13 protein-coding genes are annotated in these 11,771 nt (G+C 58.6%); 8 read left to right on the top strand and 5 right to left on the bottom strand.

Annotated elements, in window-relative coordinates; all coding sequences use genetic code 11:
• Positions 1 to 97 precede the first annotated feature (97 nt).
• Positions 98 to 340 carry a hypothetical protein gene (locus tag BBI10_RS16315; RefSeq protein ID WP_065990075.1) on the top strand — a complete coding sequence of 81 codons (243 nt, stop codon included), beginning with the start codon at positions 98 to 100 and terminating at the stop codon, positions 338 to 340.
• An 86-nt stretch (positions 341 to 426) separates the two neighbouring features.
• On the opposite strand, the gene BBI10_RS16310 is transcribed toward BBI10_RS16315, so the two are convergent.
• Genes BBI10_RS16310 through BBI10_RS16300 form a run of 3 tightly spaced genes read right to left on the bottom strand, consistent with a single transcriptional unit; the run spans position 427 to position 2,201 of the window.
• Entirely contained in the window at positions 427 to 753 is a 327-nt protein-coding gene (locus BBI10_RS16310) for a hypothetical protein (RefSeq protein WP_065990073.1), read from the bottom strand.
• Positions 754 to 801: 48 nt separating this feature from the next.
• The gene (locus BBI10_RS16305; protein WP_065990072.1) at positions 802 to 1,263 is read right to left on the bottom strand and encodes a GNAT family N-acetyltransferase; all 462 of its coding nucleotides are present in this window, start codon (positions 1,261 to 1,263) and stop codon (positions 802 to 804) included.
• Between the two features lie 41 nt (positions 1,264 to 1,304).
• Positions 1,305 to 2,201 carry a chemotaxis protein gene (locus tag BBI10_RS16300; RefSeq protein WP_065990071.1) on the bottom strand — a complete coding sequence of 299 codons (897 nt, stop codon included), beginning with the start codon at positions 2,199 to 2,201 and terminating at the stop codon, positions 1,305 to 1,307.
• A 287-nt stretch (positions 2,202 to 2,488) separates the two neighbouring features.
• Between BBI10_RS16300 and hmpA the strand changes: the two genes are divergently transcribed.
• The 7 genes from hmpA (at position 2,489) to cyoE (ending at position 9,848) form a co-directional block, all read left to right on the top strand.
• Positions 2,489 to 3,670, top strand: a complete 1,182-nt coding sequence (gene hmpA / locus BBI10_RS16295) for an NO-inducible flavohemoprotein (RefSeq protein ID WP_065990068.1) — start codon at positions 2,489 to 2,491, stop codon at positions 3,668 to 3,670.
• A gap of 331 nt (positions 3,671 to 4,001) precedes the next feature.
• Complete coding sequence (locus tag BBI10_RS16290) at positions 4,002 to 4,511, top strand: disulfide bond formation protein B (RefSeq protein ID WP_065990066.1); 510 nt, start codon at positions 4,002 to 4,004, stop codon at positions 4,509 to 4,511.
• 470 nt (positions 4,512 to 4,981) lie between these two features.
• Positions 4,982 to 5,917, top strand: a complete 936-nt coding sequence (gene cyoA, locus BBI10_RS16285) for a ubiquinol oxidase subunit II (protein WP_065990061.1) — start codon at positions 4,982 to 4,984, stop codon at positions 5,915 to 5,917.
• 3 nt (positions 5,918 to 5,920) lie between these two features.
• Positions 5,921 to 7,939, top strand: coding sequence for a cytochrome o ubiquinol oxidase subunit I (gene cyoB, locus BBI10_RS16280; RefSeq protein WP_065990059.1), 2,019 nt, complete (start codon positions 5,921 to 5,923; stop codon positions 7,937 to 7,939).
• Between the two features lie 3 nt (positions 7,940 to 7,942).
• Entirely contained in the window at positions 7,943 to 8,599 is a 657-nt protein-coding gene (locus tag BBI10_RS16275) for a cytochrome o ubiquinol oxidase subunit III (protein ID WP_065990057.1), read from the top strand.
• The gene (gene cyoD / locus BBI10_RS16270; RefSeq protein WP_065990055.1) at positions 8,600 to 8,947 is read left to right on the top strand and encodes a cytochrome o ubiquinol oxidase subunit IV; all 348 of its coding nucleotides are present in this window, start codon (positions 8,600 to 8,602) and stop codon (positions 8,945 to 8,947) included.
• A gap of 10 nt (positions 8,948 to 8,957) precedes the next feature.
• On the top strand, positions 8,958 to 9,848 hold the full coding sequence (cyoE, locus tag BBI10_RS16265) for a heme o synthase (RefSeq protein ID WP_065990054.1): 891 nt from the start codon (positions 8,958 to 8,960) through the stop codon (positions 9,846 to 9,848).
• 77 nt (positions 9,849 to 9,925) lie between these two features.
• Here the strand turns inward: cyoE and BBI10_RS16260 are convergent, their stop codons facing one another.
• Positions 9,926 to 10,912 carry an ATPase gene (locus tag BBI10_RS16260; protein WP_065990053.1) on the bottom strand — a complete coding sequence of 329 codons (987 nt, stop codon included), beginning with the start codon at positions 10,910 to 10,912 and terminating at the stop codon, positions 9,926 to 9,928.
• 49 nt (positions 10,913 to 10,961) lie between these two features.
• Positions 10,962 to 11,747, bottom strand: coding sequence for a transporter substrate-binding domain-containing protein (locus BBI10_RS16255; RefSeq protein ID WP_065990052.1), 786 nt, complete (start codon positions 11,745 to 11,747; stop codon positions 10,962 to 10,964).
• Between the last annotated feature and the right edge of the window lie 24 nt (positions 11,748 to 11,771).

The following is an 11,771-nucleotide window of genomic DNA, read 5'->3' as shown; positions in this document are numbered from 1 at the left end:
GGTCTGTTGGCAGAAGCGATCCGCTGGCGATTCAGGTATGCTGCGCGGCCCTCGGGCGCCGCCCGTATTCTCGAACGTCTGCCATTCCGGAGCTTTCATGACCACCCCCGAACACACGCCCGCTCCTGATGCTCGTGATTCGCACGCTTCGGTCGACGCCAACGCTGCGGCGGCGGACACAAAACCTGCGATCCCGGCCTTCAGCTTCCCGTTCAAACCGGGCGAGCTGCTGCAGGCCAAGAAGGACCAGCAGCACTACAAAGGCTCGGGCAAATCGAACCACGACAAGCGTCCGGGCGTCGCGCCATCAGGCACCCGTCGGTCGATGGGCAAGCGCTGATCACACCTTCGCTGGCGCGCACGGCAGGGTCATCCGACCCCCGCCGTGGTCATGCTTCTTTACGAAAACTGTCCTGATACTGAGCCTTACTTCTTCGGCAACGTGGTGACGTTATCCCATTCGGTGATCACCGCTTTCTTGTTCTTGCGGTCGTAGAGGCACAGCTCGGTGCCCGTCTTGTTCTTCATGAACGCCTGTTTGTACTGGCCTTTGATCAACAGCGCGTTGAAGCCGACGCTGTCATCGAAGGCCGCATCGGCGCCGGCAGGTTTGGCATTCTTCAGGGAGCTGGCGCTGACACAACTGTCGACCAGGGTTTTGTTGAAGCCGGCCCAGGCGTCCGGGCTGGAGGCATTGGCCTGGCCGGCGGCGCAGGCGGTGAGAACGAGTAACAGCGCGGCGTGCATCTTCATGGGTAGGGCTCTCCATGGCATGAGGGGGGAACGCGTCTCGGCGCAGATTCAGCGCGGTTCGAGTTCGTGGCGCTGAATATATTGCATACCGGCGCGCTCATACAGTCGGCGTGCGCCCAGGTTGCTTTCCATCACCTTGAGATCGACGTGGCCTTCGCCCCGCTGGCGGAAGGCCGAGAACGCCTGATTCAGCAACGCCAGACCCAGGCCTTGACGGTGCGCGCGCGGGTGAACCACCAGATTGCGGATGAACGCGCTGGTCCAGCATTGCACCACGGCCACCACGCCTTGAGCATCCTCCACAACGAAACACAGCGCCTGGTCAAACTCGGGATCAGTCTCGAAGGCGTCCAGCCAGGTGGCATAGTCGGGCGCCCGGCCGCCGCCGTATTCGCGTCCCAGCATCAGCAATTGATGAACCGCCGGGGCGTTCTGCGCACTGAGCTCAACGGGGCGCACACCAGCGGGCCAGACCGCATCGTCAGGGGCTGGGACAAGGTGGCGGCGCATCAGCCAGTAATGCGCAGTGGAGGCATCGCCTGTGGCCGGTCTCAGATTCCCTGAGCTTCGACCGTGCGGGCGGCTTCGATCAAGCATCGTGTCAGCTCGGGCGAGGAGAACTTGGTCAGAACAGCGTTGGCGCCGGCGGCATTGGCCTTCTCGGCGTTCATCGCGCTGTCCAGTGAAGTGTGCAGCAGGACGTACAGCTCCTGGAAGTCCGGGGTCTCCCGAAGTGTGCGGGTGAGCGCGTAGCCGTCCATCTCCGACATCTCGATGTCGGACACCAGGACGTTGATCTGCTTCGCCGTGCCTTGCAGTTCAAGTAACTGATCAATGGCTTCCCGCGCGCTGCGGGCGGTGTGGCATTCGATGCCCAGGTTGCGCAGGGTGATCACCGATTGTTGCAGCGCCACCTGACTGTCATCGACCACCAGAATGCGCGCCTTGGCCAGCACGGCAGCGTCTTCGGTACTCAGCTCGGCACGTTCGGCGACGATCCGCGCCGGCGCGATGCCGTGAATGACCTTCTCGATGTCCAGCACCTGAACCAGCGTCCCGTCCACCTGCGTCACGCCGGTGATGAACGACTTGTTGCCGGAGCCGAAGGGTGGGGGGCGAATGTCAGTGGTCAGGCAGTGAACGATCTTGCTGACGGCCTGTACATGCAACCCCTGCTTGGAGCGGCTGACATCGGTGACGATCAGGCAGCCGCCATCCGGGTCCACCAACGGACGCTCGCCAATCGCGCGACTCAGGTCAATCACCGACAGCGGGTTGCCGCGCAGGGTCGCGACGCCTTTGACGTGCGGGTGGGATTCGGGCAAGCGCGTGAGGGGAGGGCAGGGGATGATTTCACTGACCTTGAGCAGGTTGATCGCCATCAGCTTTCCGCTGCGTAACGTGAACAGCAGAAGCGAGAGTGAATCTGCGCGGACGTTCTTGGACATATAAACCTTCTGTGATGCGTTGCCTGGCCGCGTGGAATCGGCCAAAAGCTTTCGATGACGGTTTATCGACCTGCGCAAGTCAGGCTTTAACCCTTTCGACCTGAAGGCTCATTTCGGTGCACATCCTGCACAGTCAAATTGACCTCGTCAGGGTCATTTTGACACGCAATGCGAGGAGTCAACTTGACTCAACCTCTTCGCGGAGGCCGGTTTCAGGGGGTCGAACAGCTGGCACGGTTCATGAACTGCCGAGGTATTGCCAGCTCATTCTTTCTCAGGAGTTTTCTATGTTGTCTGCATCGGATCGTGCCATCGTCAAGTCGACAGTGCCACTGCTGGAAAGCGGGGGCGAAGCGCTGATCACCCATTTCTACAAAATGCTGCTCGATCGATACCCGCAGGTGCGTCCTCTGTTCAATCAGGCCCACCAGGTGAGCGGGGATCAGCCACGCGCGCTGGCGAACGGCGTATTGATGTATGCGCGGCACATCGATCAGCTTGATCAGCTGGGCGATCTGGTCGCCAAGATCATCAACAAGCACGTGGCACTGCAGATCCTTCCCGAGCACTACCCTCTCGTCGGGGAATGTCTGCTTGAGTCCATTCGCGAAGTGTTGGGTGCCGAGATCGCCACTGACGAGGTGATTACCGCGTGGGGCAACGCCTACGGCCAGCTCGCCGACATTTTGATCGGTGCAGAAAAAGCCATCTACGACGAGAAGGCCCAGGCAGTGGGCGGCTGGCGCGGCGCACGGGAATTCAAGGTCGTCGCCAAGACACCGGAGAGCGCAGAAATCACTTCGTTCTACTTCGCCCCCGCAGACGGCCACCCGATTCTGCAATTCACTGCCGGCCAGTACATCGGCCTGCAACTGCAGGTGGGGGGCGAAGAAATCCGCCGGAACTACTCGCTGTCAGCGCTTGCGGGGAACAATCAGTACCGCATCAGCGTCAAGCGCGAGCCTGGCGGCGTTGCCTCCAATTACCTTCACGATCACCTGCAGCTGGGGGACAGCATCAATCTGTTTCCGCCGTCAGGGGAATTCATCCTGACCCACAGCGACAAACCGCTGGTGTTGATCAGCGGCGGCGTCGGCATCACGCCGACCCTGGCGATGCTGGAAGCCGCGCTGCATACCCAGCGTCCGATCTACTTCATCCACTGCGCTCGCAATGGTTCGGTGCACGCGTTTCGCGACTGGATCGAAAACCTCGCCACCCGGCATCCCCAACTCAAGCGTTTCTACTGCTACGCGCAAGATGATGGCGTAAGCCCCGCACCCCATGGGACAGGGCTTCTCGATCAGACGCGGCTGGAACAGTGGCTTCCGGAGAACCGGGATGTTGACGCCTACTTTCTGGGGCCCAAAGGCTTCATGTCTGCGATCAAGCGTGAATTGAAAACGGCGGGCGTACCCGATGCGCAGACGCGTTACGAATTCTTCGGGCCTGCATCGGCGCTGGAATGATCGCTGCGACAATTAGACGCATCCTACATATATATAGAAGGAGTTCGCGGCGATGCGCGTCTGCGACAAAAAGCCGCACTCTTCTATATATAAGCAAGGTGTCAGGCCGGGTGGGGGCTGTGTATGGGGATGTTAACGCTCAGGTAATGCGCAAGTGTCCACCATTGCGCCGGTTGCGGTGCCGGGCGTTGGCCTGCTGCTGTTGTGCTACGGCGGGCGTTCTGTGAACGGACGGGCACGACGGTGGTAGAATCGCCGGCTTTCCGGGGCGTCCGGGCCGCAACACAACGCATCCGTCGATCCGGATGACTCCAATTCAAAGGATATGTGAATGACTGACGAGATGGTGTACCTGCGGCGTGAAAAGCAGCTTCTGGTGGTGCTCGGGATCATCTGCCTGGCCCTGATCGGCGGCGCCCTGTACATGCAGGTGGTGCTGGGCGAAGCGCCTTGCCCGCTGTGCATTCTGCAGCGATATGCGCTGTTGTTCATCGCGGTGTTTGCGTTCATCGGCGCAGCGATGCCCGGGCGTCTGAGCCTGACGATCTGTGAAGCGCTGGTCACCTTGAGCGCAGTGGGCGGCCTCGTTGCAGCGGGGCGTCATGTGTATATCCAGACCCATCCGACAGAGAGCTGCGGGATCGACGTGCTTCAGCCGATCGTCGACGGTCTGCCTCTGGCGTCGCTATTTCCGCTAGGCTTTCAGGTAGGTGGTTTCTGCGAGACGCCATATCCGCCAGTTCTCGGTTTGTCTCTGGCGCAGTGGGCATTGGTAGCGTTTGTTCTGACTGTCGTGCTGGTTCCGGCGGGAATCATTCGTAACAGGATGAAAGCACGCTGATTACAAAGTGTTGCGTAACAAAGCCCCTGTGCTCCTCCACGGGAACCGGGGCTTTCCGCCTTTTCAGGGTGCGACATAACACCGCATTTTTACCGATTCCGAAATTAACTGTTGCGCAGAAACTTATAGTCAATAAAACTTTACGTATCTACAATCGCCCCCAATTCACGCCCCCCCTCATTTGCGGGACGGTGTAAATCGAGGTTATTGAGCGTCTTTTCGCTCTAGTAGACGCGGTTCGAATGGCCTCCTGAGTCACGTTCTGAATGTCTGCGCCAAAGGATCTGGTCCGCATTAGCGGGTGCCACCATTCGAATAAGAAACCAAAGCTCAACCCGGATTTGTTGTGAGGCCCACATGCTTCCTGACAGGCCCCTTTTCAATCCAAGCATTTGCCAGCACCTGGCAGGGTGAAGTGTTGGCGGTCGAAACCCAACTGCGATGCGAAAGCTGCTTTTAGAGGTCGTGAGATGAGTAAAAAAAGGTACCCCAGGTTTTTTGGCTTCTTGGCCCTTTTCAGCATGCTCCTGCTCAGCGGGTGCGATTACACCCTGCTGGATCCCAAAGGGCATGTCGGCGTTCAAGAGCGTGACCTGATCATCACTGCTACCTTGCTGATGCTTTTGGTAGTGGTGCCGGTCATTTTCATGACCATCATCTTCGCCTGGAAGTATCGCGCTACGAACAAGAGCGCGACGTACACGCCTGACTGGGCGCATTCGACCCGCATTGAACTGGTGGTCTGGCTGGTTCCATTGGCCATCATCATCGTGCTCGGCTATGTGACCTACAAGTCGACCCACGCGCTGGATCCTTACCGCCCACTCGAGTCGGACGTCAAGCCGCTGACCATTGAAGTGGTCGCACTGGACTGGAAGTGGCTGTTCATCTATCCGGAACAGGGCATCGCCACCGTCAACAAGATCGTGTTCCCGGCCAACACGCCGATCAATTTCCGCATCACGTCCGATTCGGTCATGAACTCGTTCTTCATCCCTGCACTGGGCGGCCAGATCTACGCGATGGCCGGCATGCAGACCAAGCTGCACTTGATCGCCAATGAAAACGGCGAGTTCGATGGCATCTCCGCCAACTACAGTGGCGCAGGTTTCACCGGCATGAAGTTCAAGGCGACAGCCACCTCACAGGCTGATTTCGACACCTGGGTTGCCGACGTCAAGAACTCACCTAAAACACTGGCAACGGCCGAATACGCCGCGCTGGCCAAGCCTAGCGAACGTAACCCCGTTGAACTCTACTCCTCGGTCACTCCGAACCTGTTCCAGATCATCATCGACAAGTATGAAGGTATGAAGCCGGGCAAGATTGTCCATGAGAAGAAAGAAGTAGCAGGTACGGAAGAGATGGACATGGGTAAGCAGTCAGCTGCGCAGGCAGAGGAGTAAGCAATGTTTGGTAAATTAAGTCTGGACGCGATTCCGTTCCACGAGCCGATAGTCATGATCACGGTCGCCATGATCGCGATCGGTGGCGCGGCGTTGTTGGGCCTGATCACGTACTTTAAGAAATGGACTTACCTCTACACCGAGTGGCTGACGTCCGTCGACCACAAGAAAATCGGTGTCATGTACATCATCATTGCAATGGTCATGCTGCTGCGCGGCTTTGCCGACGCCGTACTGATGCGTTCGCAATTGGCCATGGCCACTGAAGGCTCGCCCGGCTACCTGCCGCCTGAGCACTATGACCAGATCTTCACCGCTCACGGTGTGATCATGATCATCTTCATGGCGATGCCTTTCTTCACCGGCCTGATGAACATCGTCGTGCCTCTGCAGATCGGCGCTCGCGACGTTGCCTTCCCGTTCCTGAACTCCTTGAGCCTCTATCTGCTGATCTCCGGCGTGATTCTGGTGAACGTGTCTCTGGGCGTCGGCGAGTTCGCACGCACTGGCTGGGTTGCCTATCCACCGCTTTCCGAACTCGGCTATAGCCCGGGCGTGGGTGTGGATTACTACATCTGGGCACTGCAGCTCTCAGGACTGGGGACGACGTTAACCGGGGTTAACTTCCTGGTCACCGTTCTGAAGATGCGCACCCCTGGCATGAAACTGATGGACATGCCGATCTTCACCTGGACCTGCACCTGGGCCAACGTCCTGATCGTGGCTTCGTTCCCGATCCTGACCGGCACCCTGGCGTTCCTGACCCTCGACCGTTACCTGGACTTCCACATCTTCACGAACGAGTTGGGTGGTAACCCGATGATGTACGTGAACCTGTTCTGGGCGTGGGGTCACCCTGAGGTCTACATCCTGATTCTGCCGGCGTTCGGGGTCTTCTCCGAAGTCATCTCGACCTTCACCGGCAAGCGTCTGTTCGGCCACCACTCGATGATCTACGCCTCCGGTGCGATCTCGATTCTGGGCTTCATGGTCTGGCTGCACCACTTCTTCACCATGGGTTCGGGTGCAAGCGTCAACGCCTTCTTCGGTCTGGCGACGATGCTGATTTCCATCCCGACGGGTGTGAAGCTGTTCAACTGGCTGTTTACGATTTACCAGGGCCGTCTGCGCTTCACCGCGCCAGTCATGTGGACCCTGGGCTTCATGGTGACCTTCTCCATCGGTGGTATGACCGGCGTACTGCTGGCTATCCCGGGTGCCGACTTCGTTCTGCACAACAGCCTGTTCGTGATCGCGCACTTCCATAACGTGATCATCGGTGGTGCTGTGTTCGGTTACATCGCCGGCTTCGCGTTCTGGTTCCCTAAAGCGTTCGGCTTCAAGCTGAACGAGAAGTGGGGCAAGGCAGCGTTCTGGTTCTGGATCTCTGGTTTCTACGTCGCCTTCATGCCGCTGTACGCACTGGGCTTCATGGGCATGACCCGTCGTCTGAACACCACTGACAACCCGGACTGGACGCCGTACCTGCACGTCGCGTTCGTGGGTGCTGCACTGATTGCCGTCGGTATCGCCTGCCAGCTGATCCAGATCTACGTGTCTATCCGTGATCGCGAGCAGAACCGCGACCTGACCGGTGACCCATGGAATGGCCACACCCTGGAATGGTCCACTTCGTCGCCACCGCCTTTCTACAACTTTGCAGAAATGCCGAAAGCCAACGAGATCGATCCGTTCTACGCCGCCAAGCGTGATGGCGAGGCGTACAAGGTTCCGGCCAAGTACTCCGACATCCACATGCCGAACAACACGGCGACGGGCATGGTGATGGGCCTCCTGCTGACCGTCTTCGGTTTCGCGATGATCTGGCACATCTTCTGGCTGGCTGCCGTCAGCTTGATCGGTACCATCGTGTACTTCGTGATTCACGCTGCACGTGACGATCAGGGCTACATGGTTCCTGCATCCGAAGTGGCACGCATCGAAGGCGAACAGCATGCGATCCTGGCTCGGGTCCGCAACGGTCAGACAAACACTCCTGTCAACAAGCTGGAGCAGGCATAAACAATGTCGAACTTAGTATTAGATGGTGCGAAGGGTCACGACCACGGTCACGACCACGGTCACGACCACGGTCATGACCACGAGCACGACCATGGTCACCATGACGCCGGCGAGATGAAGATCTACGGTTTCTGGATCTACCTGATGACCGACTGCATTCTGTTTGCGTCGATCTTCGCCATTTACGCGGTACTGGTTAACAACGTAGCGGGTGGCCCTGCGGGCCACGATATCTTCGAGCTGCCATACGTGCTCGGCGAAACCGCCTGCCTGTTGCTCAGCTCGATCACCTACGGCTTCGCCATGCTGGCGATGCACAAGGGCAACAAGTCGGGCGTTCTGGGCTGGTTGTTCGTGACCTTCCTGTTCGGCCTGGGCTTCATCGGCATGGAGATCAACGAGTTCCACCTGCTGATCTCCGAAGGCTACGGCCCTAACCGCAGCGGTTTCCTGTCGGCGTTCTTCACGCTGGTCGGCACCCACGGTCTGCACGTGACCAGCGGCCTGATCTGGATGGCGATCATGATGTATCAGGTCTCCAAGCACGGTCTGACCGGGACCAACCAGACTCGCCTGAGCATGCTCAGCCTGTTCTGGCACTTCCTGGACGTTGTCTGGATCTGCGTGTTCACCGTTGTCTATCTGATGGGGACCATTTAAATGGCGAATTCACATCACTCAAATGACGCTGCCAGCCATGAACCTGCCGCCCACGGCAGCTTCAAGTCGTACATGGTCGGTTTCGTACTGTCGATCATCCTGACCGCGATTCCTTTCGGTCTGGTGATGTTCCCGACGATTTCGAAAGTGGCCACGCTGTGGGTCGTTCTGATCTTCGCAGTCGTGCAGGTTATCGTTCACCTGGTGTACTTCCTGCACCTTGACCGCTCCGCAGCACAGCGCAACAACGTCATCGCGTTTGCCTTCGCTGGCCTGGTGATCGTGCTGCTCGTTGGCTTGAGCACCTGGATCATGTTCAGCATTCACACCGCCATGATGGCGAAGTGAGGAAAACCTGATGTCACTGAAGCACTTTATCCAAATCACCAAACCGGGGATCATTTTCGGTAACGTGCTTTCGGTGGCAGGTGGCTTTTTTCTGGCGTCCAAGGGACATGTCGACATCGGCCTGTTCCTGGCAGCGGTGATCGGGACTTCACTGGTGGTGGCTTCTGGCTGCGTGTTCAACAACTGCATCGATCGCGATATCGATGTGAAGATGGAGCGCACCAAGAATCGGGTGCTGGTGCAAGGGTTGGTGTCAGTGCAACTGGCACTGATCTACGCCGCCGTACTCGGCGTCGTCGGCGTCGGCCTGCTGTACACCAAGGCCAACGCACTGGCGGCGCTGTTTGCCGTGATCGGCTTCGTGATCTACGTCGGCTTCTACAGCCTGTACCTGAAGCGCAGGTCGGTTCATGGCACGTTGGTAGGTAGCCTGTCGGGTGCGATGCCGCCGGTGATCGGTTACGTCGCGGTCAGCAACACCTTCGACCTCGCGGCGTTGACCTTGCTGGTGATGTTCAGCTTGTGGCAGATGCCTCACTCGTACGCCATCGCGATTTTCCGCTTCAATGACTATCGGGCTGCCTCGATTCCGGTCTTGCCGGTCAAGCGTGGTATCCGGGTCGCCAAGCGGCACATCCTGATCTACATCCTGGCTTTCCTGCTGGCGACCTTGATGCTGACCTTCGGCGGTTACGCCGGGCTCAATTATCTGGCCGTTGCAGCGGCCATGGGCATGTACTGGTTGTACATGGCCTGGACCGGCTACAAAGCCAAAGACGACACGGTTTGGGCACGTAAGCTGTTCGTGTTCTCCATCTTCACGATCACAGCCTTGAGCGTGGCCATGTCGCTGGATTTTCAGGTAACTAAGGAACTGTTGGTGACATACGCAGCGCCTTAGTTGCTTGAATGAAACAAAAAAACCCGGTTTCTCGTGAGAGTAACCGGGTTTTTTCTGGGCTGAAGACACTCAGGGTCTTAGCTGGCCGGGCCTTTTACAGGTGCTTCATCAGCGTCCTTGGCCGGCCCAAGCACGATGGCCAGATGGCGCAAGTCTTCGATCTCCACACTGACGCTTTTCCCGGAAGGGCTGGCGACCAGTGTGCCCAAGGCAAAGACCGTGAAGAAGCGCACCTCATCGGCGTGGCTCAGCAACTCGCTGAGGTAGCGGCTTGAGCGGTAGGCCTGCATCTGCGCGGGTGACACGTACAAGGTCACCAAACTGCCTTGCAGGCGATCGAAGAACTTGAATTTGAAGCCTGTCCCGTAGCGCTCGACCAGCCCGCCGCCATACAGCACCCGACGCTCATCATTAAGCTGAGCGAACTTGATATGGCGGAAATAAGCGCGCAATGACACTTCACCCTGACCCGGAATGCGCAGGGTCAGCAGTGCAAGCTCTTCCTTGGTCAACGAGGCTTGGGCCTGACGAAAGCTGTCGACCAAACGCTCCAGATTGCTGGTGCGGTTCTGCTTGTCCTGTCTGGCCTTGAGCGCGTCGGCGGGAGGCGTGGCGTCTTCGGGCCTCTCGAGCGGATCGGCGTCAGGCTTACCTGTCGGCGGTGTGGGTTTTGCGCGTTCCTTCGGGGTCGGATCGAAGACATCTATGTAGTCATCCAGCTTGCGCTTGACCTTGCGCAGCTCGCTTTCGGCCTCAGTTTCGGCTTCCTGCACAACCGGCGTTTCGACGGCTTCATCCACCCATTCGCAATCGGCATGATGTTCGTAGTTCGGGTTGGCCCGGTAGTGCGCGGCGACGAAGGTCGGGTGCTCCTGGGGCTTCACGTCATAGCGAACCCCGGTGATTTTGACACCCAGGGCACGGCACGGCTCGGACGAGCACAAAAAGCTGAAGCGCGCCCGAGGCGGCTCTTGAGAAAAGTACTCACGTCGCGCCGCTACGATGGAAAGCTCTTGCTGCAGCTCGACGCAAAACGCGCGGGTAATGGTTCTGTTGGTTTTCATGGATACGGCGGGGTCCTGTGCCGAAGTCTTGCGGGCATGCTGCGCACCATCACTCTGTAGGCATCGCCAGCCATTCGCCAACCACTTTCTTGTAGGCGCCGGTGGCTTTGGTGAGATGCAGCCACTGATCAACATAGGCCTTCCAGGCAGCGTCATCCCGCGGCAGCAGGTAGGCCTTTTCGCCGTACTGCATGTAATTCGACGGATTGACCGTGCACAAGCCGGGCATGCGTTTCTGCTGGTACAGCGCTTCGGACGCGTCGGTGATCATCACGTCGGCCTGCTTGTCGAGCAACTGCTGAAAAATGGTTTTGTTGTCGTGGAAGGCCAGACTGGCGTTGGGCAGGTAGGCGTGGGCAAACGCTTCGTTGGTGCCGCCCTGAGGTTCGATCAAGCGAACGCCGGGCTGATTGATCTGCTCGAGGGTCTGGTACTTGGACTCGTCTTCGCAGCGCACCAGCGGGACCTTGCCGTCGATGTCCAGCGTGCTGCTGAACGCCGCCTTCCTCTGTCGCTCCAGGGTGACCGAGATGCCACCGACGGCGATGTCGCATTTGCCGGCCGTGAAGTCGGGCATCAGGGTTTTCCAGGTGGTCGGGACCCACTCGATCTTCACGCCCAGGCTCTGCGCCAGCGACTGAGCCAGCTCGATGTCGATGCCTTCGTACTGGCCGTCAGGCTTGAGAAAGGTGTACGGCTTGTAATCCCCAGTCGTGCAAACGGCCAGTTGACCCTTCTGCATGACGGTGTCCAGGTGCGACGGCGTCTCAGCGGCCTGAGCCTGTGCGATGCTGACCATGCTCAACAGCAAACCGGCGGTGATGCGTGTGTTCATCGAGTCGATCCCTCTGCGTCTAAT

Source organism: Pseudomonas graminis (genome assembly GCF_001705435.1).
GTDB classification, from domain to species: Bacteria; Pseudomonadota; Gammaproteobacteria; order Pseudomonadales; family Pseudomonadaceae; genus Aquipseudomonas; species Aquipseudomonas graminis_B.
The sequence above is the reverse complement of the archived record's forward strand: the minus strand, read 5'-3'. Positions and strand labels throughout refer to the sequence as shown.

Coding starts and splice junctions, on each gene's coding strand:
- BBI10_RS16315 (WP_065990075.1), top strand. CDS start 98: ATGACCACCCCCGAACACACGCCCGCTCCTGATGCTCGTGATTCGCAC.
- BBI10_RS16310 (WP_065990073.1), bottom strand. CDS start 753: ATGAAGATGCACGCCGCGCTGTTACTCGTTCTCACCGCCTGCGCCGCC.
- BBI10_RS16305 (WP_065990072.1), bottom strand. CDS start 1,263: ATGCGCCGCCACCTTGTCCCAGCCCCTGACGATGCGGTCTGGCCCGCT.
- BBI10_RS16300 (WP_065990071.1), bottom strand. CDS start 2,201: ATGTCCAAGAACGTCCGCGCAGATTCACTCTCGCTTCTGCTGTTCACG.
- hmpA (WP_065990068.1), top strand. CDS start 2,489: ATGTTGTCTGCATCGGATCGTGCCATCGTCAAGTCGACAGTGCCACTG.
- BBI10_RS16290 (WP_065990066.1), top strand. CDS start 4,002: ATGACTGACGAGATGGTGTACCTGCGGCGTGAAAAGCAGCTTCTGGTG.
- cyoA (WP_065990061.1), top strand. CDS start 4,982: ATGAGTAAAAAAAGGTACCCCAGGTTTTTTGGCTTCTTGGCCCTTTTC.
- cyoB (WP_065990059.1), top strand. CDS start 5,921: ATGTTTGGTAAATTAAGTCTGGACGCGATTCCGTTCCACGAGCCGATA.
- BBI10_RS16275 (WP_065990057.1), top strand. CDS start 7,943: ATGTCGAACTTAGTATTAGATGGTGCGAAGGGTCACGACCACGGTCAC.
- cyoD (WP_065990055.1), top strand. CDS start 8,600: ATGGCGAATTCACATCACTCAAATGACGCTGCCAGCCATGAACCTGCC.
- cyoE (WP_065990054.1), top strand. CDS start 8,958: ATGTCACTGAAGCACTTTATCCAAATCACCAAACCGGGGATCATTTTC.
- BBI10_RS16260 (WP_065990053.1), bottom strand. CDS start 10,912: ATGAAAACCAACAGAACCATTACCCGCGCGTTTTGCGTCGAGCTGCAG.
- BBI10_RS16255 (WP_065990052.1), bottom strand. CDS start 11,747: ATGAACACACGCATCACCGCCGGTTTGCTGTTGAGCATGGTCAGCATC.